General features: G+C 46.5%; 25 protein-coding genes and 1 pseudogene. 21 read left to right on the top strand and 5 right to left on the bottom strand.

Annotated elements, in window-relative coordinates; genetic code table 11:
* Positions 1-107: 107 nt before the first annotated feature.
* The 3 genes from UXZ23_RS10150 to UXZ23_RS10140 all read left to right on the top strand — a co-directional run bounded on the left by UXZ23_RS10150 (position 108) and on the right by UXZ23_RS10140 (position 1,530).
* A complete protein-coding gene (locus UXZ23_RS10150; protein WP_320820464.1) occupies positions 108-683 on the top strand; it encodes a YfaZ family outer membrane protein in 576 nt (191 codons plus the stop codon).
* 10 nt (positions 684-693) lie between these two features.
* Complete coding sequence (locus UXZ23_RS10145; RefSeq protein WP_320820463.1) at positions 694-1,182, top strand: DUF6586 family protein; 489 nt, start codon at positions 694-696, stop codon at positions 1,180-1,182.
* 96 nt (positions 1,183-1,278) lie between these two features.
* The gene (locus tag UXZ23_RS10140; RefSeq protein ID WP_015487217.1) at positions 1,279-1,530 is read left to right on the top strand and encodes a hypothetical protein; all 252 of its coding nucleotides are present in this window, start codon (positions 1,279-1,281) and stop codon (positions 1,528-1,530) included.
* Positions 1,531-1,629: 99 nt separating this feature from the next.
* Here UXZ23_RS10140 and UXZ23_RS10135 read toward each other — a convergent pair whose 3' ends face one another.
* Both UXZ23_RS10135 and lexA read right to left on the bottom strand, forming a co-directional pair.
* Positions 1,630-2,088 carry a cell division inhibitor SulA gene (locus UXZ23_RS10135; RefSeq protein WP_320820462.1) on the bottom strand — a complete coding sequence of 153 codons (459 nt, stop codon included), beginning with the start codon at positions 2,086-2,088 and terminating at the stop codon, positions 1,630-1,632.
* Positions 2,089-2,127: 39 nt separating this feature from the next.
* The gene (lexA, locus tag UXZ23_RS10130) at positions 2,128-2,727 is read right to left on the bottom strand and encodes a transcriptional repressor LexA (RefSeq protein WP_320820461.1); all 600 of its coding nucleotides are present in this window, start codon (positions 2,725-2,727) and stop codon (positions 2,128-2,130) included.
* A gap of 202 nt (positions 2,728-2,929) precedes the next feature.
* Here lexA and UXZ23_RS10125 point away from each other — a divergent pair, with 202 nt between their 5' ends.
* From UXZ23_RS10125 to UXZ23_RS10105, 5 genes are all read left to right on the top strand, one after another.
* Complete coding sequence (locus tag UXZ23_RS10125; RefSeq protein WP_320820460.1) at positions 2,930-3,580, top strand: TetR/AcrR family transcriptional regulator; 651 nt, start codon at positions 2,930-2,932, stop codon at positions 3,578-3,580.
* Between the two features lie 32 nt (positions 3,581-3,612).
* On the top strand, positions 3,613-4,131 hold the full coding sequence (locus tag UXZ23_RS10120; RefSeq protein WP_320820459.1) for a L,D-transpeptidase: 519 nt from the start codon (positions 3,613-3,615) through the stop codon (positions 4,129-4,131).
* Positions 4,116-5,156 carry a beta-N-acetylhexosaminidase gene (gene nagZ, locus UXZ23_RS10115; protein WP_320820458.1) on the top strand — a complete coding sequence of 347 codons (1,041 nt, stop codon included), beginning with the start codon at positions 4,116-4,118 and terminating at the stop codon, positions 5,154-5,156. The genes UXZ23_RS10120 and nagZ overlap by 16 nt, the downstream gene beginning before the upstream one ends.
* 45 nt (positions 5,157-5,201) lie before the next feature.
* Complete coding sequence (locus tag UXZ23_RS10110) at positions 5,202-5,984, top strand: S-methyl-5'-thioinosine phosphorylase (RefSeq protein ID WP_320820467.1); 783 nt, start codon at positions 5,202-5,204, stop codon at positions 5,982-5,984.
* A gap of 383 nt (positions 5,985-6,367) precedes the next feature.
* Entirely contained in the window at positions 6,368-6,919 is a 552-nt protein-coding gene (locus UXZ23_RS10105; protein ID WP_320820457.1) for a hypothetical protein, read from the top strand.
* Here UXZ23_RS10105 and UXZ23_RS10100 read toward each other — a convergent pair.
* Positions 6,884-7,672, bottom strand: coding sequence for a CsiV family protein (locus tag UXZ23_RS10100; RefSeq protein ID WP_320820456.1), 789 nt, complete (start codon positions 7,670-7,672; stop codon positions 6,884-6,886). The genes UXZ23_RS10105 and UXZ23_RS10100 overlap by 36 nt on opposite strands.
* The gene (mfd, locus tag UXZ23_RS10095; RefSeq protein ID WP_320820455.1) at positions 7,669-11,121 is read right to left on the bottom strand and encodes a transcription-repair coupling factor; all 3,453 of its coding nucleotides are present in this window, start codon (positions 11,119-11,121) and stop codon (positions 7,669-7,671) included. The genes UXZ23_RS10100 and mfd overlap by 4 nt, the downstream gene beginning before the upstream one ends.
* A 206-nt stretch (positions 11,122-11,327) precedes the next feature.
* Between mfd and UXZ23_RS10090 the strand changes: the two genes are divergently transcribed.
* The 8 genes from UXZ23_RS10090 (at position 11,328) to UXZ23_RS10055 (ending at position 20,321) form a co-directional block, all read left to right on the top strand.
* On the top strand, positions 11,328-12,737 hold the full coding sequence (locus UXZ23_RS10090) for a glyceraldehyde-3-phosphate dehydrogenase (RefSeq protein ID WP_414491468.1): 1,410 nt from the start codon (positions 11,328-11,330) through the stop codon (positions 12,735-12,737).
* 343 nt (positions 12,738-13,080) lie between these two features.
* Positions 13,081-14,415, top strand: a complete 1,335-nt coding sequence (locus UXZ23_RS10085; protein WP_320820453.1) for a Na(+)-translocating NADH-quinone reductase subunit A — start codon at positions 13,081-13,083, stop codon at positions 14,413-14,415.
* A 2-nt stretch (positions 14,416-14,417) separates the two neighbouring features.
* Positions 14,418-15,629 carry an NADH:ubiquinone reductase (Na(+)-transporting) subunit B gene (locus UXZ23_RS10080; protein WP_320820452.1) on the top strand — a complete coding sequence of 404 codons (1,212 nt, stop codon included), beginning with the start codon at positions 14,418-14,420 and terminating at the stop codon, positions 15,627-15,629.
* Entirely contained in the window at positions 15,619-16,416 is a 798-nt protein-coding gene (locus tag UXZ23_RS10075; RefSeq protein ID WP_320820451.1) for a Na(+)-translocating NADH-quinone reductase subunit C, read from the top strand. The genes UXZ23_RS10080 and UXZ23_RS10075 overlap by 11 nt, the downstream gene beginning before the upstream one ends.
* Before the next feature lie 10 nt (positions 16,417-16,426).
* Complete coding sequence (locus tag UXZ23_RS10070; protein WP_320820466.1) at positions 16,427-17,089, top strand: NADH:ubiquinone reductase (Na(+)-transporting) subunit D; 663 nt, start codon at positions 16,427-16,429, stop codon at positions 17,087-17,089.
* Complete coding sequence (gene nqrE / locus UXZ23_RS10065; protein WP_320820450.1) at positions 17,089-17,703, top strand: NADH:ubiquinone reductase (Na(+)-transporting) subunit E; 615 nt, start codon at positions 17,089-17,091, stop codon at positions 17,701-17,703. The genes UXZ23_RS10070 and nqrE overlap by 1 nt, the downstream gene beginning before the upstream one ends.
* A gap of 10 nt (positions 17,704-17,713) precedes the next feature.
* Entirely contained in the window at positions 17,714-18,937 is a 1,224-nt protein-coding gene (gene nqrF / locus UXZ23_RS10060; protein WP_320820449.1) for an NADH:ubiquinone reductase (Na(+)-transporting) subunit F, read from the top strand.
* Positions 18,938-19,181: 244 nt separating this feature from the next.
* Entirely contained in the window at positions 19,182-20,321 is a 1,140-nt protein-coding gene (locus tag UXZ23_RS10055; RefSeq protein ID WP_320820448.1) for an acyl-CoA desaturase, read from the top strand.
* 98 nt (positions 20,322-20,419) lie between these two features.
* Here UXZ23_RS10055 and UXZ23_RS10050 read toward each other — a convergent pair whose 3' ends face one another.
* Positions 20,420-21,208: a peptidoglycan-binding protein gene (locus UXZ23_RS10050; protein ID WP_320820447.1), complete on the bottom strand. Its 789-nt coding sequence runs from the start codon at positions 21,206-21,208 to the stop codon at positions 20,420-20,422.
* Between the two features lie 286 nt (positions 21,209-21,494).
* Between UXZ23_RS10050 and UXZ23_RS10045 the strand changes: the two genes are divergently transcribed.
* The 5 genes and pseudogenes from UXZ23_RS10045 to UXZ23_RS10025 all read left to right on the top strand — a co-directional run.
* On the top strand, positions 21,495-22,166 hold the full coding sequence (locus tag UXZ23_RS10045; RefSeq protein ID WP_320820465.1) for an SDR family oxidoreductase: 672 nt from the start codon (positions 21,495-21,497) through the stop codon (positions 22,164-22,166).
* A 20-nt stretch (positions 22,167-22,186) separates the two neighbouring features.
* Positions 22,187-22,546 carry a hypothetical protein gene (locus UXZ23_RS10040; protein ID WP_320820446.1) on the top strand — a complete coding sequence of 120 codons (360 nt, stop codon included), beginning with the start codon at positions 22,187-22,189 and terminating at the stop codon, positions 22,544-22,546.
* 33 nt (positions 22,547-22,579) lie between these two features.
* Positions 22,580-23,248: a hypothetical protein gene (locus tag UXZ23_RS10035; protein ID WP_320820445.1), complete on the top strand. Its 669-nt coding sequence runs from the start codon at positions 22,580-22,582 to the stop codon at positions 23,246-23,248.
* 109 nt (positions 23,249-23,357) lie between these two features.
* On the top strand, positions 23,358-23,660 hold the full coding sequence (locus tag UXZ23_RS10030; RefSeq protein ID WP_320820444.1) for a hypothetical protein: 303 nt from the start codon (positions 23,358-23,360) through the stop codon (positions 23,658-23,660).
* Positions 23,661-23,965: 305 nt separating this feature from the next.
* Positions 23,966-24,969, top strand: a pseudogene (locus tag UXZ23_RS10025) (IS110 family transposase); the annotation flags it as partial.

Here is a 24,969-nt window from a genome sequence, read left to right as displayed (position 1 = left end):
AATCGGGGGGCGATGGCATTTAAACCCCAGCGCCACACTGTTATCATGCCTAGTCTTAACGCGACGTGATTGCTCACCGTCGCGATTTTTTATATTTGGGGAAGACGATGAAATTGACCATAGCAAAGATGGCGCGATTGTTCGCCGTTGGGGCGCTGACAGTAAGTGGTAGCTTGGTTCACGCTGGTGGTTCACTCGATTTGAGCCTATCAGATGACAACGTACGTTTGGCTTACGATGCCACTCAGCTGAGCACAGGTATGCACGTTAACGCTGCGATATTGCATAACTCTAGTGATGGCGACATCATCTCTGCAGGTGTGCATGTGGTTGATGTTCGTAACAATCAGAGCGATCTTTATATTGGTGTTGGCGGTAACGCCTACGCCGTGATTACTGATAACGCCGATGGTGCTGCAATTGGTGTGGGTGGTTTTTTCCGCTACAGCATGCCGTTTAATCGCGATCTCGCGTTAGCTGGTTACGCCTACTATGCGCCGCCAGTTATTTCGTTTTCAGAAGTCGAAAATATGGTCGATTCTGATATTCGTATTCAATATAACTTGCTGCCAACGGCGCACTTGTACACTGGCTTCCGTTATACCAGTGTTCAATTTGAAAATGCCAATCGTCGCTACAAGATAGGCGAAGGTTTGCACCTTGGCTTTAAATTGGATTTCTGAGGACGCTTACTTGTCTAAGTGGATCGGTTTTACCAATCAAAAGTTATATCAAGTACGCTTGCTGCTCGAGCAACGAGAGCGCTTGGACGGTCCTGAGGCCTTGCTTGATGGATTAGAGCAGGGCGCTCTGTACTTGTTGTACGATGCTTACGTTTCTTATCTAAACGAGTTGGCTGAGATGGCGAATTATCGTCAGCCAGTTGCCACACTTGAAGATCTATTAGCACATACACCGCTCGTAACGGGTGAAATGAAAGAAATACAGTTTCTTCGTGCTGACAGTTTTTCGTGGCTGACTGCTATGCTCAAAGCAGTTGCCGAACAGGCGCAACCAACTTCATCAAGGACTATTGAAGTCGACACCTTCGATCCGTTTGGTGATGCAGCAAGTTTAAATTCCATTACTTTGCTTCAAGATAACGCGTCACCTGCTAGCAAATGGTTAAGTCAGTTGAGTGATTTGATCGATGCTCAACGCGAGAATCGCCAAGAAAGCTAAATAGACAGTTTAAGGATTACAGTTACGTGCCACTTTAACTTAGTGTTAAGGGTGCTTGCTGTGATAAACTCCCGCGCCCACTTTTGAGAGGCGGATATGGCACGCTTTTTTGAAATAGTTGAATTATCGAACGGTGACATTGCGTTGCGCCGTGCGGATGAACAAGACGGTGATGCACTTGTGTGTATCCACTTTTCTGAAGACGCTAAGGCTAGTTTACAGGCCCATCATATGGATGTGGCTCGCGTAATGCTTGAAGCTGGAGTGCGTAAGGTCGGTGAGCTATCTGGCATGGAAGTAGAGCGCGAGGATTTCGATGCTCCAGAACACCATCGTAGCTTGCACTAATTGCTTAAGTTTTAGCTCGCGGTTACGACGCCAAAAAAGCCCCATCCAAATGGGGCTTTTTTTATGTTTTGCATACAGTTAATCGTTTTGATTATGACTTCATAGCGAACGGGTCAATACAACATGGCTGCCGCTATTGATCGCTAAACTTCGAATCTCAGCGCGATCCTCAGTGCTGAGATCTCCACACCATTCAATAATTAAGTGACTGGTTTTTGCCTGCAAAATACGTTGGCAAAGTGTTAGTTGCGATTCGCAGTTGCTATCCAGGTGAACCACGGGGGAGTCACTAAGACCCACGCTTTTAAGCCAGTGCTTGTTCATGCTGAGATTTGGACTTAGCCACATTAACCAACGCTGATGGGCATTGCAGTGCGCTAGCATAGGTAAAAGTTGGAAGGGTTGAATGGCTCCGCCTTCACTTACTATCACCTCCGTTAAGCTACCGCTGCTTGTGTGGCCTAACTTTGCCTGCTCAACCATGCGACCTAATGATGGCGTGATACTCGTGCTCGCAGACATTGCTGGCTGTTCAATTTCAAAGCTTAACTGGCGCATAACAATCCCCTTAATCAAACGTACTACTTAACTAATCGATTAACTGCGACGAACCACACCAACGTACAAGCCTTCAACCGCAAACTCAGTCTCTTTCAGGTCGACCTCAATCGGTTGATATTCCTCATTTTCAGGGAATAGTGTGACGTGGTTTCGATTCTTTTGATAACGCTTAACGGTCACTTCTTCACCAACACGGGCAACGATGATTTGGCCATTTCGGGCGGTATCTACCTTGTGTACTGCGATGAAATCACCATTCATGATGCCAATATCTTTCATACTGTCGCCGTGCACCTCGAGTAAAAAATCGGCTTCAGGCTTGAAAAAGGAGGGTGGAATTTCACAGTAATCGTTGATGTGTTCTTGCGCCAAAATAGGCGCACCAGCTGCCACTCGACCTATGATAGGTAAGCCGAGATTAGCCTCTTCAACAATACGTAAGCCGCGCGACGCGCCTGGCATCATTTCGATGGCACCTTTACGAGCAAGAGCTTTTAAGTGCTCTTCAGCAGCGTTAGGCGACTTAAATCCTAGCTCTGTGGCGATTTCAGCGCGGGTGGGTGGAAAGCCCGTTTCTTCTAGTGAAGAGCGGATGAAGTCCAGAACCTGTTGCTGCCGTGCGGTGAGCTTAACCATGATGTTTTGTCCAAGCTGTTAATTCATACAGTAAGTGGAAATATATACAGTGTTTTTCGCTCTGTAAAGCCCCAGAAACCGCTAAATACTAATTTTTATCATTGTCCACTGTGCTCTTAGCTCGGAATTTGGCGGTTTCTTACTTGCGAATAAAGCGTTTTAAACGTATGTTTCAAACACTCGTTAGTTGGATTCTAAAGACATGGCACAGAAAGATACGGCGAAGTGCATATTGGATGCCGCCGAAGAATTATTCTCAGAGCGGGGGTTCGCAGAAACCTCCCTGCGTAACATCACGACCAAAGCCGGTGTTAATTTGGCGGCTGTGAATTATCATTTTGGTTCAAAGAAGTCGCTAATTCAGGCGGTGTTTGCGCGCTTTTTAACGCCTTTTTCTGAAAACCTCGCTGAAGCATTAGAAGCTTATAAATCCCGCCAGGTGGACGACGGCATTGAGCTGCATGGTTTATTGGTTTTATTGTCTGGTGTTGCGTTGCGCAGTGGCGGTAGTCGGCCACAGCGTTTGGATATTTTCATGCGTCTACTCGGTTTGGCGTATACCCAAGGCCAAGGACACTTACGCAAATTCTTGAAGTCTGAATACGGCCCAGTGTTCCAACAGTATATGGCGCTAGTGACCGCGGCTACGCCTGAGTTATCGGATGCTGATCGCTTTTGGCGAATCCACTTTATGTTAGGTGCCACCATGTTCACTTTATCGGGCGTCGATTCATTAACAGCGATGGCTGAGCATGATTTAGGTGAACCAACCAACGTGGCGCAAGTCGTAGATCAACTCTTGCCTTTCTTAGGGGCTGGTTTAAAAGCTCCGGCTCTGAAAAAATCGGTATAGTTGTTTTTTAGCGTCAGCTTCTTGGAGCAAACATGTCGGACGAATGTCTGATCGAAATATCTATTGAAGACCAGCTTCTGCGTTTAACCAGTGCAGGGCTATGTATTCAATATCCGGTATCGACGGCGCTGAATGGAGCGGGGGAGTCCGAGGGGTCTAATTGTACTCCTCGTGGATGGCATAAAATTAGAGCCTGCATTGGCGCTGGACAGCCGCTTAACAGTGTTTTTGTTGGCCGTCGTCCCACAGGTGAACGTTATTCGCCTGAGCTTGCTCAGCGTTACCCTAATCGAGATTGGATCTTGTCTCGTATTCTTTGGTTACAAGGGCAAGAAATCGGTCGCAATCGCTTTGGTAATGTCGATAGCGCACGTCGTTATATCTATATTCACGGCACACCAGATAGCGAGCCTATGGGAGTGCCGCTTTCGCATGGTTGCATCCGCATGCGTAACCAAGATGTCGTTGATCTATTTGATCGTGTACCTGCGGGTACTCCCGTTTGGATTCAGGCACACAGTTTTAGGACTATCCCATGTCGCAACCTTTAGTCATTCAAAATAACGCTATCGGTGTGGTTGCTGATATTGAAGGGTTTGAGTTAACCGCGAGTGATAAAGCGTTTTTAATGCAGCCAGAAATTTGCGGTTTAATTTTATTTAGTCGTAATTATCAATCGCCGCAGCAATTGCAGCGCTTAACCCAAGCCTTACATGAAATACGCCCTGATTTATTGATCAGTGTGGATCAAGAAGGCGGGCGAGTGCAGCGTTTTCGCGAGGGCTTTACACGGTTGCCCGCGATGCTGAGTTTTGAAAATGACTACCAGCAAAACCCTGACCAAACCCTGCAAGATGTGCGAGATCTTGGTTGGTTAATGGCGGCAGAGTTGCTGCAGCACGGTGTCGATTTAAGTTACGCGCCAGTACTGGATATTGAACGCGATTGTTCACGGGTCATTGGTGATCGTGCTTTTGGCCATAACGCTGAAAGCGTTATGGCATTATCGCAGGCGTGGGTAAGTGGAATGCAAGATGCTGGAATGTACGCGGTTGGGAAGCATTTTCCTGGGCATGGAGCGGTTATTGGTGATTCGCATCATGAGTTGCCTATTGATGATCGTCCGGTCAGCGAGCTTAACGACGATATTGCACCGTTTAAGTATTTGATGGATCGACAGCAGCTCGTCGGTGTTATGCCAGCACATGTTCGTTATCCTGCCGTTGATGCTGACAATACCGCTGGATTTTCAGCGAAATGGCTACAAGGCTGTTTACGCAATGATTTGCAATTTACCGGTGTTATTTTCAGTGACGATCTATCCATGGCGGGCGCAGCGAGCGGTGGTGATTATTTTCAACGCGCCAGTATTGCTGCACGTGCGGGATGTAATGCTTTGCTTGCCTGTAACAACCGCGACGGCGCCGAGCATATTGTCGCGGCAGTGCGCGAGCTGCAGAGCAACGGTTATCGGAGCTTAAGCCTAGTGCAATTAATACCCGCCAGTTATGACATTGATCCAGAGCACTATCAGGCAGTAAAAGCGCGCCTGTTATTGGCCGGACGCATTGCCTAAAAAGTTGATCAAATGAATTTAAGTACGACGTATTAGAGAATTATGATGCAAGACATTCCCGTAGTGACATCGCCAATGCAGCCACTCATTGCCATTATCGGTGGTACTGGATTAACCGAATTAGAAGGGCCTGAGTTAACTCAAACCCATGACATCAATACCGCACTGGGTAAGCCCTCGTCATTGATTCAAGAAGGAACTTGGAATGGCCAGCGTGTATTGTTTCTGGCTCGTCACGGGCATCCTCACGCTGTGCCACCGCACAAGGTAAATTATCGCGCAAACATACTCGCCCTCCAGCAACTTGGTGCGACCCATATTGTGGCGGTAAATGCCGTTGGTGGTATCCATTCTGATATGGTTTCTGGCCGTATTGCTGTGCCGCATCAGATCGTCGATTACACCTATGGACGCGAGAATACCTTTTTTGATGGCGACTTCCGTCCCCTAGATCACATCGATCTTACTCACCCATACGATGAAAACCTGCGCCAAGCTTTGCTGTTGGCGGGCGATAAAGCCGGTTTGAGCGTCAGTGATTTTGGTGTGTACGCCGCGACACAGGGCCCAAGACTCGAAACGATTGCTGAAATAGTACGTCTTGAACGTGATGGTTGTGATTTGGTCGGTATGACTGGCATGCCAGAGGCGGTTTTAGCCCGTGAACTCAACCTTCCTTACGCCAGTATTTGTTTGGTGGTGAATCCGGCAGCGGGCAAAAGTGATGGCGAAATCACTATGGACGAGATTCGTGCCGTCATTGGCACAGGGATGGGTCAAGTGCGCGACATGTTGGGCGCGCTACTGGAGAAGTTCGCTCAAAGCTAATGCTTAATTATTGAGCTAGGCTTGAGCTTAAGGCTGCCCATATGGGTGGCCTTCTTCGTTTTTAAGGGGTCTTAATTAGCCACTATTTTTAAATCATGGCCATAATCAACCGTTTCTTTTCGTTCTGTAAAGTAAGTAACGGGATGTAACAAAGTGTTGCGACTCGAAAATATCCCTCATATATTGAACAAGCTATCAGGTATCGCCGGGAGGGTATTTGACAGTAAGGGCGGCCGTAGCGCTGTTGATCGCCAGTGATTAAAGATTAGACATTTATCGATAATTACTCGCCCAAAACGAAGTACGCTCAATAATAATAATAATTACTGACACTGAATTTCACCTTAATAAGAATTTTTTGTGTCGCAGATCGAGGTCTTCACATGATTGCTAAGTCGTCACGTTCGTCTTGTAAGTTTTTTGCGATTAGCCAAGTGTCTGTACCTATGTTGCTAGAAATGCACACCATTTTTAATAATTACTACGAGAATGCCGATCTAGATACTTTCATTTTGGATATGAGTAAAAAGTCGGGTGTGTTTGTATTAAAAGATCTGACCAATAAGCGTATCGTTGGCTTTAGTACTTGGACTGAAATGCCAATTACCTATAAAGGTGAGCAGGCAATCGGTGTATTCAGTGGTGACACCATTGTCGAAGAGGCTTACTGGGGTAATAAAGCAATGCATACTGCATTTGCGTTGCAGGCCGTAAAAACAAAATTAAAAAATCGTGGCGCTAAAGTATTTTGGTTGTTGATCTCTAAAGGCTACAAAACCTTTTTGTTAATGACTAATAATGTTCCTGTACATTACCCAAGCATAAATCCAGATAACCAGCGTAATGCTGATTTAAAAGAAGTCGTAGACACTTATTGCAAAGCTTTATTTAAGGCCGTATTACTCGATCGGAGTAACCTTCACCACAATGCCTAGCATTGGATGGTCGAGGTAGTGCAATTCGCCGCTGCGCATACGGCGGGTTTGACGAATAATGGATGCGCGCAATGGAATGCTTTGCGGTTGAGCTGCCGATTGTTTACCTGCTGGTAACCATTCGTCAGATTGCTGGCTGTTAGGCAGTGTTAATACATCCAACGGTGACTCTGCTACATCCTGATAGTGCTGCACTAAAATGTCGGTATTAAAGTGTAAATAACGACTGCGGTGCAGGCTGAACAGCCCTTCAACTTCGATATCCATGCCGCGCTTTAACTCAATATGTAGCGGGTGTGGCAGTGCCAATCCTTCTTCTTGAATCGGTTCAGCCCATACCTCATGCCATACTACCTTCATATCACTACGATAGTTGATACGGTCGATGGCATCATTGAGTTCAGGTGCTGCTAACTCTAATTGCTTAGCGGTTGGTACACCGGAAAAATCATATCCAGCCAATAGCGCATCGTAGCGCTGTTGGAGTGCGCTAGGGTTTAACCACCAGGTCATAGAGTTGATGGAATCAATCAAAGGCTCACTGCCAGTACCTGTCTCGGTAGCAAGATCTGTGTCGGTATCGCTGGCGATGGCTGAAGCCCAGTGCTCTTGCGCCATATTTGCCTCATCGAGATAGGCAACGATCATCACCTCAACTCGATACCACGGAGTTGCACAAGCCATCGAGGAGCATAACAACATGAATGTCGCGGGAAGAGCGGTACGCATTGTATTAACCACGAGCTGAATCACGAATTAGGGTCCTTTTGCAGGTCGGTAAGAATCTGGTCGACGGTTTTGAATCGACTTTCGATAGTGTCCATTGGGAAGAAGAAACGCAAGGTGTGTCCATCTTCAAGCCGGAAACTGGCCGAACGTGTTTGCACTAGTTTAATCAACACAAACGGGTTGATCGAGGTTTCGCTACCAAATTCGATCTTACCTTGGCTAGCGGACGCGTCTAAGCGCACGATGCCCAATGGTGTTAAGCGCAATTTGAGTGATGTAACCCTAAATAGTTGCTTCGCCGGCTCTGGCAGCAAACCAAAACGGTCGATCATCTCTACTTGCAGCTCTTTCAACTGATGATCATCGGTCGCACTAGCAATACGTTTATACAGGGTTAAGCGGCTGTTGACATCGGGTAGATAATCGCCCGGAATTAACGCTGGCGTATACATATTAACTTCAGCACCATGTGGCATGGATAAATCGACTGACGGTTCTTTGCCCGAGCGAATGGCTTTTACCGCTTGCTCTAACATTTCCATATAAAGCGTGAAGCCGATAGCTTCGATTTGCCCGCTTTGCTCATCGCCTAGTAACTCACCTGCACCACGAATTTCTAAATCGTGGGTCGCCAGCATAAAGCCAGCGCCTAAATCTTGAGCTGCTGAAATTGCTTCCAAGCGCTTCTCCGCATCTTTTGTCACTTTACGGTCAATTGGCGTGAGCAAATACGCATAGGCTTGGTGGTGCGAACGACCAACGCGACCACGCAGCTGATGAAGCTGCGCTAAACCGAACTTATCGGCGCGATCAATAATAATAGTGTTGGCGGATGGGATATCGATACCGGTTTCAATAATGGTGGTACACACCAGCATATTAAAACGCTTGTGATAGAAGTCGCTCATCACGCTTTCTAATTCGCGTTCTGACATTTGTCCATGAGCAATACCTACGCGCGCCTCAGGAATAGACTCGGCTAAATCCCGTGCTACTTTTTCGATGGTCTTCACTTCGTTATGTAAATAATACACTTGGCCGCCACGTAATATTTCACGCAGTACGGCTTCTTTAATGGTGGCATTGTCGCTTTGGCGAACAAAGGTTTTAACACTCAAACGTTTCGCTGGCGGTGTCGCTATAATCGACAAATCGCGAATGCTCGCCATCGCCATGTTCAATGTTCGCGGAATCGGTGTTGCGGTTAAGGTAAGAATATCGACCTCTGAGCGCAGCGATTTAATACGCTCTTTTTGCGTCACACCAAAGCGGTGCTCTTCATCAATAATCAATAAGCCGAGATGTTCAAATTTCACATCTTTTTGCAGCAATTTATGCGTACCGACAACGATATCGGTTTTACCTTCCACCATACGCTCAAGTGCAGCTTGGGTTTCTTTGGCAGAATTAAAACGGGAGAGCACATCGACTTTTACCGGCCATTCAGCAAAGCGGTCGGCGAAGTTCTGATAATGCTGCTGTGCTAACAAGGTAGTGGGCACCAAAATCGCAACTTGTTTGCCACTTTGCACAGCTAAAAAGGCAGCTCGCATCGCTACTTCGGTTTTACCAAAACCGACGTCACCACACACTAAACGATCCATAGGTCGTAAATTGGTCATGTCGCCAATAACGGCATCAATCGCAGTTTTCTGATCTGGGGTTTCTTCGTAAGGGAAGCCGGCAGCGAAGCGCTGGTAATCCTCATCTGGCTCGCTAAATGCAAAGCCTTTACGCGCTTGGCGACGCGCGTAAATGTCCAATAATTCGGCTGCCGTATCACGGATTTTTTCCGCTGCCTTACGCTTCGCTTGGCTCCACTTATCGGTACCTAATTTATTTAGCGGTGCATTTTCATGTTCTGCGCCGCCGTAGCGAGCGATTAAATGCAAGGCAGAAACGGGAACATATAATTTGTCGCCGTTTGCATATTCAAGTAATAAAAATTCGTTGACTTGGCCCCCAGCGTCAAGAATTTGTAGGCCCATGTAACGACCAACGCCGTGATCCAAATGGACGACAGGGGCGCCTTCTTTTAATTCGGATAAATCACGAACGACTAATTCGCGGTCGGGTTTTTGCGTTTGGCGGCGACGGCGTTGTTGAATGCGCTGGCCAAATAATTGGTTTTCGGTAACAACGAATAAATCGTCACCGATTTGTGCGCCTTGCTCTAATGGCCCAATAATTAAACCTAGCGGTTCGGCGCCGTCGATAAACTCTTGCCACTCAACGACATCTTGCGGATGAATATGAATGCGGCCTAACAGTTCGCGCAGCGCTTCACGTCGCCCAGCGGACTCGACGCAAAATAAAACCCGACCATTGGTGTTGCTTAACCAGGTTTGTAAGCGCTGCAGCGGTTGCTCTAAGCGTGAATCAACACTGACATCGGGCAGTGCTTGGGTATCGAAGTCGACAGCCCCCGAACGTTTTGGCGCACCCTCTAAAAACCACTGAATTTGTGGATAGTCGTTCAGTTTTTCAAATAGTTGGTTGGTGGCTAAAAATAACTCGGCGGGCTCTAAAATGGGGCGAAGGCGGTCGTAGCGACGACTTTCATAGCGTTGCTCAACGTCTATTCTAAATTGGCTTGCAGCTTCTTCTAAACGGGCATCGTGAATGATTAGCGTATTTTTCGGTAAGTGATCAAAAATATTACCGAGATCATCGCTAAAAAATAGCGGCAAATAGTATTCAACACCGGCCGGTGCTATGCCTTGAGTCACGTCGGTAAATACAGGGCATGCTTTCGGATCATGCTCAAAAAAATCAAACCAGCGCGCTTTGAAAGTTCGAATAGCAGCCGTATTTAGTGGAAATTCGCGCGCCGGTAAAATACGAATGGCATCGACTTTGTCGATTGTGCGCTGGCTTTCAGGATCAAACGTTCGCAGCGAATCAATTTCGTCGTCAACTAGGTCGATGCGGAAGGGCAGTTCTTGGCCCATTGGATAAATATCCATAATGGCACCACGAACGGCAAACTCACCGTGTTCATAAACGGTATCGACACAGTGATAACCCGCGATTTCGAGTTGGCGGCGAGTGTGCTCTGGATCAAAGTTGCCGCCTACATCCAGAACAAAGCTCTGTCCTTGATAAAAACTGTTAGGCGGTAAGCGATGCAGTAGGGTGGTGACTGGAACGATTAGCACCCCCTGTTTTAGATCATGAAGCTTACTCAGCGTCGCAATACGTTGGGAGACGATATCTTGGTGTGGTGAGAAAATGTCGTACGGCAAGATCTCCCAATCAGGGAAGTGCAGAACAGGCAAGTGCGGAGCAAAGAAACGTATTTCTTCTTCAAGGCGCAATGCACTACCGGTATCGGTAGTAATTACCAGTGTTAGGCCAGCCTGCTGCTGTGCGGCGGCGGCAATGGCTAATGCTTGGCTGGCGCCCTGCAAACTCCCCCAGAACCGACGCTCGGCAGCGCGATTATGAATTTCAGGGCTGAGTGGACTGACCATGGATGCTCCGCAGAAGGTGTAAAAAGGCGGCTAGTGTAACGAATGGCATACACCCTGTTAACCAAAATGGTGATATTGGCTGTGCCAAACATTTGTGAAACGGATTGTATCTGGGCATAATGTGCCCCCCGAATTTTGCCCACTGATTTTTAACGGAAGGTGAACCCGTGAGCCAAGACAAACACGACGTCTGTTTGCAGGACTGGATGGACCGTGAAGCCATCGCTGAATCTATGATTCCTCTTATCGGTACTTTGTATCGCAAGAAGAATATCGTTACTTCTATTTACGGTCGCCCGGTTGTTAACCGCTCCGTTATTGATCTGCTTAAGGCGCACCGTTTTGTGCGTCACATGGAAAAGCAGGCGCTGTCAGTACATGACACTTTCCCTGTGGTGAAAGCATTACTGGAGTTGGATGTTGCTCAAGCGCACATAGATATCGGTAAGCTAGCGGTTAAATTCTCTACCGAAGCCAACGGTCGCGACGCAGCAGCATTTATCGCTGATGAATTAAAAGACGTCATCGGCCACGCGGCACCGATCTCTGAAGATCGTGACGTTGTTCTTTATGGCTTCGGTCGTATTGGTCGTTTGCTAGCACGCATCATGATTGAAAAAGCGGGCGCAGGTAATAGCCTACGTCTACGCGCTATCGTGGTTCGTCGTGGTAAAGGTGATGACTTAGTTAAGCGTGCGAGCTTGCTACGTCGTGACTCAGTACACGGTACTTTCCGTGGTACTTTGAGCATTGATCACGAAAACGAAGCCATCATTGCAAACGGCAACTACATCAAGATCATCTACGCCAATAACCCTGCTGAAATTGATTACACGCAGTACGGCATTAAAAACGCATTGGTGATTGATAACACCGGTGTATGGCGCGATGAAGCTGGCCTGTCTCAGCATTTAGAAGCGAAAGGTACTGCTCGTGTATTGCTGACTGCTCCTGGTAAAGGCAGTTTGAAGAACATCGTTTACGGTATCAACAACGGTGATATCGAAGCGTCAGATAAAATCTTGTCTGCAGCTTCTTGTACTACCAACGCGATTACGCCAGTGTTGAAAGTAATGAACGATGCCTACGGTATTGTGAATGGTCACGTTGAAACCGTGCATTCTTACACCAATGATCAAAACTTGATTGACAACTATCACAGTGGTGATCGTCGTGGTCGTTCAGCGCCACTGAACATGGTTATCACTGAGACTGGTGCTGCTAGCGCAGTAGCTAAAGCATTACCTGAATTGAAAGGTTTGTTAACTGGTAACGCGATTCGTGTACCAACGCCAAACGTATCTATGGCCATTTTATCACTGAACTTGAAGACAGATGTTACGGTAGAAGAAGTCAATAACTATCTACGCGAACAGTCTTTGCACTCAGTGGTACAAAAGCAAATTGATTGGGTTAATTCCCCAGAAGTTGTTTCAACTGACTTCGTGGGCAACAGTCACGCAGGCATTGTGGATGCGAAAGCAACTATTGTTAACGGTAACCGTGTAAATCTATACGTTTGGTACGATAACGAGTACGGCTACAGCCGTCAGGTTGTGCGTATTGCGCAGCAAGTGTGTGGTGTGGAATATCCAACCTATCCAGCGCGCGGTTAATTTATAAGCAATTAAATTAACTGAACGAATGTAAATTCCTTGATATAAAAAAGCCGTTGCCTGTGCAACGGCTTTTTTTTGTCTAAGCTTTGAACAATATTTGAAAAGGGCCACGACAAACGTCGTAATCGCGCCACAATTGGCAGCATCATCGGTGGATTATTCGATGTGTGGTCTTTATACTTAGCGCGATTTTTTACTTGGGAAAGAAGTCCAAGTGCTTGTTTCCCGTGCAAAAAGATATTTTACGCTCCGCGAACCTGACTTGGGTCTTTGTTGTGCGTGTTTTTTTGCATCTATGAGGAGCATTCACATTGGAACTACACGTGATTAGGCGAGGCGTATGATCAATATCAAGAAGGGTCTCGACTTACCAATCACCGGCAACCCTGAACAAACCATTACAGATGGCCCAAAGGTAACGCAAGTTGCTGTTATGGGTCCTGATTATGTTGGTATGAAGCCAACAATGGCGGTTCAGGAAGGTGATCGAGTCAAGAAAGGCCAGGTGTTATTCACCGATAAGAAGACGGAAGGGGTGCAATATACAGCGCCTGCTGCAGGTGTGGTGAAAGCCATTAACCGTGGAGCGCGTCGTGTATTTCTGTCTGTTGTTATCGAGCTCGATGGCGACGAAGAAGAGACCTTTACGAGTTATACGCCAGAGCAGTTAAATTCTCTGGATGCAAAAGATGTTGAAGCAAACCTGATTGCATCAGGGTTGTGGACTGCTTTGCGTACTCGACCATATTCGAAAGTACCGGCGTTGGGTAGCCGTCCAAAAGCGATCTTCGTGAACGCGATGGATACGAACCCGCTAGCAGGCAACCCTGAATTGGTTATCAAAGGACAGACTGAAGCCTTCAAAAATGGTTTGCGTGCATTGCGTCGCTTAAGCGAAGGAAAGTTATACGTATGTAAAGCCCCTGGCGCTTCCATTCCTTCTGCTGGTGTTGAGCAAACGGAAGAATTTGCTGGTCCGCACCCTGCGGGTTTGCCGGGCACTCACATTCATTTTTTACACCCTGCCAGTGCCAATCGCATGGTATGGACTGTGGGCTATCAAGACGTCATTGCGATCGGTAAGTTGTTTACTACGGGTAAACTATTTACCGATCGTGTGATCTCGTTAGCCGGTCCGCAAGTGACTAAGCCGCGTTTAGTTCGTACGCAATTGGGTGCTTCGCTTGCTGAAGTGACTAAAGGTGAATTAAAAGACGGTGAAAACCGCCTGATTACAGGTTCGGTGTTTGGTGGACGTACTGCGTCAGGCGAATTGAACTTCTTGGGGCGTTTTCATAATCAGGTATCTGTATTGCGCGAAGGCCGTGAGCGCCCAATGCTGCATTACTTAACACCGGGTACTAACCGTTTCTCGGTAATGCCGATCTACTTATCAAAATTGATGAGCAAGGTATTCGACTTTACAACCTCAACTAACGGTAGTGAGCGAGCTATGGTGCCGGTTGGTGCTTACGAGCGCATTATGCCTCTCGATATTTTGCCAACTCAGCTGTTACGCGCTTTGATCGTTGAAGATATGGAAAGCGCCGTTGCTCTGGGTGCGCTGGAATTGGACGAAGAAGATATCGCACTGTGCAGCTTTGTTTGCCCAGGTAAGTACGAATACGGTCCGATTTTGCGTAAAAATCTCACCCGAATAGAAGCGGAGGGTTAATTATGGGCCTGCGTAGTATGTTAGATAGTGCCGCACCTCACTTCGAGAAGGGTGGCAAGTTCGAAAAAATGTATCCGCTGTATGAGGCGATTGATACTGGCTTATATTCACCACCGAATGTAACCAACAATACATCGCATGTACGCGATGGTATCGACTTAAAGCGCATCATGATCACAGTGTGGATGTGTACTTTCCCAGCGATGTTCTTTGGTATGTACAACATTGGTTTGCAGGCGAACGACGCCATTGCAGCCGGTGCTGGTACAGCGATGGAAGGCTGGCGTGAAATGCTAATTGCTCTTTTGGGCGGTAGCGCACACAACGCAGCCAGTATCTGGGACAATTTTGTTTACGGTGCTGCCTACTTCCTTCCTGTTTACGCGGTGACCTTCATAGTCGGTGGCTTCTGGGAAGTAGTGTTCGCAACCATCCGTAAGCATGAAGTGAACGAAGGTTTCTTCGTGACCTCTGTGTTGTTCGCTCTGACTTTACCGCCAAGCATTCCATTGTGGCAGGTTGCCCTTGGCATCAGCTTTGGTGTTGTGATTGGTAAAGAAGTTTTCGGTGGTACAGGTAAAAACTTCCTGAACCCAGCTCTAACGGGTCGTGCTTTCTTGTTCTTTGCTTACCCTGCGAACATGTCTGGTAACGCAGTATGGACAGCAGCAGACGGTTATACCGGCGCAACGGCGTTGGGTATGGCAGCTGAAGGCGGCGTAGATAACGTTGTGCAAGGCGGCATTAGCTGGATGGATTCATTTCTCGGTTTTATTCCAGGTTCGATGGGTGAAGTCAGCACTCTGGCCATCATGATTGGTGGTTCTGTATTGCTGATCATGAACATCGCGTCATGGCGTATCGTTGCAGGTGTCATGATAGGTATGGTGGCAACATCATTACTTTTAAATAACATTGGCTCTGACACGAACCCAATGTTCGCGTTGCCTTGGTATTGGCACTTAGTGGTTGGTGGTTTTGCATTCGGTATGTTCTTCATGGCGACTGATCCGGTGTCGGCGTCTATGACGAACAAATCAAAATGGTACTACGGTGGCTTGATTGGCTTTATGGTTGTGTTAATCCGCGTGATCAACCCAGCTTTCCCAGAGGGCATGATGTTGGCCATTCTGTTCGCAAACTTGTTCGCACCTTTGTTCGACCACTTTGTAGTTCAGGCAAACATGAAGCGGAGGATTGCCCGTGTCCAGTAATAACGACAGCATTCAAAAAACCTTAGTGGTTGCGATTCTGCTGTGCTTAGTGTGTTCCATTATCGTGGCAGGTGCTGCAGTTGGTTTGCGCAAAGAACAGCAAGTAAACAAACTATTGGATAAGCAGAAAAACATCTTAGCTGCCGCCGGTTTGTTGTACGGTGATAAAAGTATTGCTGAACAGTTCAAGCAAGTAACGACTCGCATTGTGAACTTAGACGCAGGCCGTTTTGCAACGGATGCCGAACTAGCTGAAATTAAAGCGGCAGGTCTTGATCCGAAAAACTTCGATCAACGTAAGTCGTCAAAAACGCCAGCTTTGTCGCGTGCACTTGAGGGTAGTGAAGATCCTGCCAGCATCAAGCGTTTAGAAAAATACGCAGCGGTATACATTGTGAGTAACGATACCGGCATCGAAACCATCGTATTGCCAGTTCATGGCTACGGTTTGTGGTCGACACTGTATGGCTTTATCGCCCTGAAAGGCGACATGGATACCATCGTTGGCTTAGGCTTCTACTCACATGCTGAAACCCCAGGCTTGGGCGGTGAAGTAGACAACCCGAAGTGGAAATCTCTTTGGGAAGGTAAAGAGCTATACGATGACCAAGGCAACGTTGCTATTACCGTTGTTAAAGGCTCAGCTGAAGCGGGTAGCTCACATCAAGTAGATGGTTTATCTGGTGCTACTCTGACTAGCCGCGGTGTTAAAAACTTAGTGCGTTTCTGGGTTGGCGATCAAGCATTCGGCAGTCTGTTAACCAAACTGAAAGAGCAGGGGGCTTAATATGTCTGGTATGTCTGATATTAAAACCGTTCTCACGGAACCATTGTTAAGCAAAAACCCGATTGCTGTTCAGATTTTGGGTATTTGCTCGGCGTTGGCAGTGACAACGAGTTTAAAAGTGACCTTGGTAATGTGCGTCGCCTTGACCTTGGTTACTGCGTTTTCGAGCGCGAGTATCGCCTCAATACGCAATCATATTCCTGGAAACATCCGTATTATTGTGCAGATGATCATCATCGCATCTCTGGTAATCGTGGTAGACCAATTTTTGAAAGCCTACGCTTACGACATCAGTAAGCAGCTTTCGGTATTCGTCGGTCTGATCATTACCAACTGTATCGTGATGGGTCGCGCTGAAGCCTTTGCTATGAAGAACGGCCCTGTGCTGAGTTTCTTCGATGGTATCGGTAACGGTTTAGGTTATTCCGTGGTGTTAATCACTGTGGGAACTATTCGCGAATTGTTCGGTGCCGGTAAATTGTTGGGTTTTGAAATCCTGCCGTTAGTAACGGATGGCGGCTGGTACCAGTCTAACGGCTTGTTATTGCTACCACCGTCGGCGTTCTTCATTATCGGCGGCTTTATTTGGGTATTGCGCACCGTTCGTAAGGATCTGAATGAAAAACCAGACTTCAAAATTTTGCCTAATACCGAACATTCAGGAGGCCACTAATGGAACATTACGTCAGTCTGTTAGTTAAGGCAGTTTTTGTTGAGAACATGGCACTCGCCTTCTTTCTTGGCATGTGTACCTTTTTGGCAATCTCGAAGAAAATTGAAACAGCGATTGGTTTAGGCATCGCGGTTGTTGTCGTCCAGACAATTACTGTTCCTGCAAACAACCTGATCTATACCTACTTGCTAAAAGAAGGTGCTTTGTCTTGGGCTGGTGAAGATTATGCCAGTGTCGATTTAAGCTTCTTAGGTTTGTTGACCTATATCGGTGTTATTGCAGCAATTGTTCAGATCTTAGAAATGGTTCTGGATAAGTACGTACCTGCTCTTTACAACGCGTTAGGTGTGTTCTTACCATTGATTACTGTTAACTGCGCTATCATGGGTGGCTCGTTATTCATGGTAGAGCGTGACTACAACTTTGCAGAAAGTACCGTTTACGGTATTGGTTCTGGGTTAGGTTGGGCACTAGCGATTGCCACATTGGCTGGTATTCGTGAAAAATTGAAGTACAGCGATGTACCTGCAGGCCTGCAAGGCCTAGGTATTACCTTCATGACCGTAGGTCTGATGTCTCTGGGTTTCATGTCATTCTCTGGCGTATCACTGTAAGGAGTCGATTGTGGAACTTGAAATCATACTCGGCGTTGTCATGTTCACTGGGATTGTATTGGCACTGGTGGCCATCATCCTTGGTGCACGTAGCAAGCTGGTCAGCTCCGGAAAAGTAAAAATTCTGATCAACGGTGAGCGTACCGTTGAAACAGAAGCTGGCGGTAAGCTGTTGCAAACGCTTGCATCTAACAACATCTTCTTGTCGTCAGCTTGTGGTGGCGGTGGTACTTGCGCTCAGTGTAAGTGCATCGTGACCGAAGGCGGTGGCGAAATGCTGCCTACTGAAGCGTCTCACTTTACTAAAGGTGATGCTCGCGAAGGCTGGCGCTTGTCTTGTCAAACTCCGGTTAAACAAGACATGGTCGTAGAAGTACCTGAAGAAGTATTCGGCGTTAAAAAGTGGGAAACAACGGTTGTTTCTAACCCTAACGTTGCTACTTTCATCAAGGAACTGACCTTGCAATTACCTGAAGGCGAAAGTGTAGACTTCCGTGCCGGTGGTTATGTGCAGCTTGAGTGTCCTCCATACGAAATTAACTTCTCTGATTTTGATATTGAAGAAGAATATCGTGGTGATTGGGAACGTTTTGGCTTCTTTAACCTGAAAGCGGTTAACAAAGAAGACACCATTCGTGCTTACTCAATGGCGAACTACCCAGAAGAGCGTGGTCTGGTGAAATTCAACATTCGTATCGCGACACCACCTCCAGGCACTAAAGATATCAACCCAGGCATCATGTCGAGCTATGTGTTCAACCTGAAGCCAGGCGATAAAGTGACTGTGTATGGTCCATTTGGTGAATTCTTCGCCCGTGATACCGATGCCGAAATGGTATTTGTTGGCGGTGGCGCAGGTATGGCACCAATGCGCTCGCATATTTTCGACCAGCTGAAGCGTTTGAACTCTACGCGTAAGATCAGCTTCTGGTATGGCGCTCGTTCATTGCGTGAGTTGTTCTACAAAGAAGATTACGACATGTTAGCGGCCGAGAACGAGAACTTCGTTTGGCATGTTGCTATGTCTGATCCTCAACCAGAAGATAACTGGGATGGCTTAACCGGGTTTATTCACAACGTACTGTTTGACGAGTACTTGAAAAACCACCCAGCTCCAGAAGATTGTGAGTTCTATATGTGCGGCCCGCCAATCATGAACCAATCTGTTATCAAGATGTTGCTGGATCTCGGTGTCGAGCCAGAAAACATCATGCTGGATGACTTTGGTGGTTAATCACTGAGGTTATGCAAAGAAGCCGCGCTTAGGTGCGGTTTTTTTGTTTTTGGAGGCAATTTACTTGTGAATTTAAAGAAAAAGTTATGTGATATGGGGTGTTTCTAGGGTCGATTTACAAAAAATAGTGATGCAAGTCAGGCATAAGACTCGGTTTTTCTTCACTAAATCCGGTATCATGACGTTAGAATGTAATGCAGAACGGCTACACTTATCTGTGTCCTTACTATGGTGTAAATAATATATGACCAACCCCGAACAGAAAGAACATGCTCCTATCAATTGGACTGCGGTAATCATGTTTGCGTTCACGACACTTGTGACGGTGACAGTAGTCCCTTGGTATGGATTTACCCACGGATATGAAACCTCCGCGTGGGTTGCTTTTACTGCCTTATTCTTCTTTACAGGCATGTCAATTACCGTAGGCTACCATCGTCTGTGGTCGCATAACGCATTTGAAGCCCATCCTATTTTAAGAGTCTGGCTTGCTCTCTGGGGTGCTGCTGCTCTTGAAAATACCATTCTTGATTGGTGCTCAGGTCACCGCAATCATCACCGTTATTGTGACGATGTGGATAAAGACCCGTACGCAGCGACACGTGGCTTTTGGTTTTCACATATGGGCTGGATGTTGCGTGAATATCCAAGCAGTCATAGTGATTTTTCTAATGTGAAAAATCTAAAGACAGATCCTATTGTGATGTGGCAGTACAAGTATTACGCACCGATTATGCTCACTATGAACATAGGTGTACCTGTGCTTCTTGGTCTCATCTTTGGTGATGTTTGGGGCATGGTGCTATTAGCTGGCTTCTTCCGTATTGTTGTCAGTCACCACGCTACTTTCTTTATCAACTCCATCGCTCACATCTGGGGTGCTCAACCGTACACAGATGAGAATACCGCTCGCGATAACGCATTTTTTGCACTGTTGACTCATGGTGAGGGATATCACAACTATCACCATATCTTCCAAACGGATTATCGTAACGGCATCCGTTGGTTTCACTGGGATCCAACGAAGTGGTTCATTAAAGCCTGCTCTTGGGTCGGTTTAACTCGTAACCTACGCAAAGTGCCTGATTTTAAGATTCGTCGTGCCATGGTGAAGATGCAGTTCAAACGCGCTCAAGAAAAACTGGCTAAGGCTGAAAACTCAGAGAAGTGGACAGTGTTACTAGAAAAAGAATACGAAGAATTTCGTGAAATGCTAAACGAGTGGACCGAACTTCAAGCAGAACGCTTGGATGAAACTCGCAAGCATTTGCGTGAAAAGTGGGCCGCGGCAGCAATTCACACACGTTTTAAAGAACTTGATTACTCTTTAAAGATGCAAAGCAAGCGCCTGCAAGCAATTATGGCGGAAGCTCGAGTTGCTTAACTGATCCGCGCAAGCTGAGCAGAAAAAACCACGCCTCGGCGTGGTTTTTTTTGGGCTGCTACAAAAGTGTATAGGGCAGGGTTTACTGGGTATTGCAATTAATGCCTTAGATTCGTCCATGTCGATCTACCGACGATGCCATCGATGATTAAACCGTTCGATTGCTGAAACAACGTGACGGCAAGTTCGGTCGCAGCGCCAAAATCGCCATCAATTGAAAGTCTATAACCTTTGGCGGCAAGTAACTTCTGCAATTCGATGACCGCATCACCGATGGCGCCGCGCCTTAGCACCACGGTATTTCCACCTTCCTGAATAGCCACCCGAATACCTTCTAGGTTAGCTATTGCCGTTTTCGATTTCTGTAGATACTTGCGTCTATCCTCCAAACCGTTTTGACCACCATTAACAAGCGTGGTTACCTTGATTAAATCATCGCCATCCGCAATCTCATTTATTTTCCGGTGTTTCCAATATTCGCAGGCGATTTTTAATGAAGTAACAGGTTCGGCCGCAATTTCTGGATGCTCTTCTAGTGGTAAATCCAATATATCCCCGATTTTTTTATAGTTATAGCGACCCGTTAATTGGATCAAGCCACGTCCCTTATAACGCTTGCCATCGCCTGCGTGTATATTGCCTAAGTCGGTTCGGCCTTCGTATGCTGCGCCCGAGGCAAATTCCTCAGTGGTGCGGAATCCCGCACATTCATGGGTTATTTGTCCCATAAAATGGGCAATGCGTAATTTGGTATTAATATCGTAAGAGTCGAGAATTGGAGCAAATACAGCGGATATTTGTCCTACAATATGCGCTTGTGCCTCCGCTTTCGATCCTGAAAAGCGAGGTGCAACGGCTAAAATAAAATTGCCATCGACGGGTATCATTCACTTGCCCTCCGTTATAAATGATTTATTCAGTACACTGAATAAAACGATTCCAGCTAAGCAAACTACTTATTTTGATGCTTCCCATTTTTTAGCACTCACGATCACTAGGCGCAAGTGAACTGTATATTGGCTGACACAATACACAGGTAACTGGCTTATATTAAACCTCCTTATCGCTGCAATCTAATAACGCCTGTACAGACGTTGTCATAAAAAATCGGTACTATGTCGCCATCCTTATGGGTACATATATTATGTGCTAACTCAACTACAGGAGCAGATGATGGCTAACGTTGTTATTACCGGTGCAAACCGCGGAATTGGCCTTGAACTGGCTCGTCTATATGAAGCGCGTGGCGACTCAGTAACGGCGATATGCCGTGAAGGAAGTGAAGAGATTGAAGACATTGCCGATCAAGTGATTGCAGGCATTGACGTGACCGATGAAGAGAATCTTCCTAAGGTCGTGGGCATGTTGCATAAATTGCTGGATGGCCCTGTGGATATCCTCATCAATAATGCCGGTTTGTTCACCAATGAAACGGTCGCAAATATGAGCCTAGCGGGTATTCGCGAACAAATGGAAGTGAATGCCATAGCACCACTGAACGTTACTATGAACTTCCTGCCGCTTATGACAGAAGGTAGCAAGGTCGCGAACATCACAAGCCGCATGGGCTCAATCGCCGATAATACATCCGGCGGGTATTTTGGTTATCGCGCCTCGAAAGCAGCGCTGAACGCAATTGGTAAGAGCTTGGCAATTGATTTAAAACCCGCAGGTGTCGCAGTGGCCCAAATTCATCCGGGTTATGTACAAACGCGCATGGTCGGTTTTACTGGCGATATCACACCGGCTGATGCCGCAGCGGGTATTGCAGCACGTATTGACGAGCTAACACTGGAAAACAGTGGTGGCTTTTGGCATTCCAATGGCCAGGCATTACCCTGGTAACAACACGTTAAGGACACATGATGGCTAAGCCTCGTATCGTTAAAAAGCAACACAGCCGCTTGTTAGGCGATTTCCTGATCGACTGCAGTCAAGATGCAGCTTGGACAGACAAACTAAAAAACCTGACGTTAGAAGGTAAGTTAGATACCGCGATTGACGGTTTTCCAGCCGAATTTTTAGGTTTCTGCCCAGAAGCTGAATACTTAAAACTGCAATACTGCATCGAACGCGTTGAACTGGCTGATGTGCCGCGTGCTGCTTCATGTTGGTGGCCTGTAGATGAAAACACACATTACTATGTGTGTTACCCAGCTCAGTTCCCACAAACCACCGTATTTATGGCGATGGATTTTGACGAACACGGCGCTTGCTGCAACTAAGCACCAAGCATCTGAGTGAGGATGGTTAAATCAATGCAGCCATTGGCATTAAAACCCGATGTACTCAAACAGCGTTTGCGTGAACAACGCGATTTGTTTAATCAATCTCACTCAACCCGCCTGCATCGCGCCATCAGTTGGTGGCAGGCGGCGTTAGATCACAGCGCTGATGACGACATGCGTTTTATAGCAGCATGGATAAGCTTCAGTGCTTGTGTTGTAACTGACAGAGACAATCTAAGCCTTGCAGAACAGTCGGCATTTAACGACTTTATTGTCCGCTTAGTTGCGTTAGATAGTGACGAACGAATTTACGACTGCCTTTGGCATCAATATTCAGGCTCAGTAAAAGCCCTGATTAAAAACCCCTATGTATTTGCGCCGTTCTGGCAATCGCAATGCTCTGGTGACGAACACTGGAAATCGCTGTTCGATCAATCCTCAGTCGCTGCGTTAAACGCATTAAGCCGCCGTAAAGTACCCGAATTACTCGCCATCGTATTAGATCGCTTATGCGTACTGCACCAACAGGTAGTCAATGGCGGAGCAACCTACAAAAGCCAAGTGAATCGAGATCAAGTTATTGATGGTGGTAATTTACTACTCACATTAATGCCAATCATTATTGCCATTATGCTCGACGCCGCCGACCAAGAATGGGGCGAACTTGCGTATCCCGTTGTCGGTAACGCTAGCTCCTAACGTCATAACATCACTTAGCGTTAGCCGCATTTAGTTATGGAACCTGTGAACTCGTCCTTTGTCCAACCCAGTACATGCATCATACACACGCCGTGTAAGGGGTAATATCATGGTCAGTAAGCAAGCATACCAAGAGCAATTGGAGGCTCGTTTGCTCGTCATGCAGACGGAAATCGACCAGCTAAAAGTAAAATTGCGACAGGCGGAACGTGCGCTAGACGAATATAACGTCGACTTTGATTCGGACAGTGCCTTGGAGGAAATGAACGAATACTTCGAAGAAATCCGAATTACCCTTTACGACCTTAAAGCCGCAAATGATGAAGTATGGCAGCCTTTAAAGACAGGCGTTGGCGAAGCGTGGAATGCGTTTAACGACAACCTAACTGATATTCATCATCGAATAAAATAGACCCACGTATCCTTCCCGCAATAAATGCAAAGCCAGTTAATCGACTGGCTTTTTTAATGGGCTTCATATGATCTTCACCGTTTTAGTCGACGAGTCTGAACCGTGCTTACTTTCTTAGAAAGCTTGCGTAGTTTGCCGGACGCTGATAATTTAAAAATCTTCTAGTTCAAGCACTTGCACTGAGTGGTTTACAAGATAGTGCGCACGGAATTCTAGAAAAACGCGCATGCGCACTAATAAACTAATGAAATTGACACCCCTCCCTAAGTTGGCTAACTTAGTATTTTAAAATGGGAGGGCAGGATATGAGTGATATAGCAATTATTGGAATTGATTTAGCTAAGTCGGTTATTCAACTGCATGGAAGTGATAAATCTGGGCGATGTATTTATCGTAAAAGCTCCGACGACATCAGGTTCTTCCATTTTTAGCAAAGTCACCACAATGTTTAATTGGCATGGAGGCCTGTAGTGGGTCTCATTATTGGGCGAGAGAAATCCAAAAATTGGGGCATAACGTTAAGTTAATTCCCCCACAATTTGTTAAGCCTTATGTTAAAACGAATAAGACAGATGCTGCCGATGCAGAAGCAATATGTGAAGCTGTCACTCGACCTAATATGAGATTTGTACCTATAAAAAGCCCAGATCAGCAGGGCATATTATTGGTCCATCGAGAAAGAGACGGTTTGATAAAAGAACGAACAGCCGTTATTAATAGAATACGAGCTGTGTTCTCTGAGTTTGGAATAGCTATCCCTGCAGGGCCAAAAAAACTCAAGGAATGGATGCTTAAGTCATACGGAGATCATGAAACTGAGTTATCCAAAGTAATGACTAGGCTGATCGAGAGAATGACAGAGCGATTGTCCTTAATTGAAGCAGAGATAGCGATTCTGGATAAAGAAATCGATAACCAGAATAAAGTCGATACAAGATGTAAGCGGTTATTAGAAATCCCAGGAGTAGGTCGACTTGCGGCATCAGCGATCGTCGCAAGTGTTGGAAATGCCAAAGAGTTTAAATCAGGTAGGCAGTTTTCGGCGTGGTTAGGTTTAGTTCCTCGACAGTACTCCAGTGGAGGAAAACAAAACCTTCAGGGAATCAGTAAACGTGGAGATGCCTACATCCGAAAGATGTTGATTCATGGGGCAAGAGCAGTAGTTCGACATATGAACAAGAACAATGCTCCCGTTGAATGGATAGAGCAATTAAGTATGCGTAGGCATAACAATGTCGTTATCGTTGCGGTAGCGAATAAATTAGCACGTATCGTTTGGGCTTTATTAAGCAAGGAACAACGATACGCC

It is taken from the genome of Thalassolituus sp., assembly GCF_034111725.1.
Classification (GTDB): Bacteria; Pseudomonadota; Gammaproteobacteria; order Pseudomonadales; family Oceanobacteraceae; genus Thalassolituus.
Note: the sequence above shows the minus strand (reverse complement) of the source record. Positions and strands in the feature narration are given on the sequence as shown.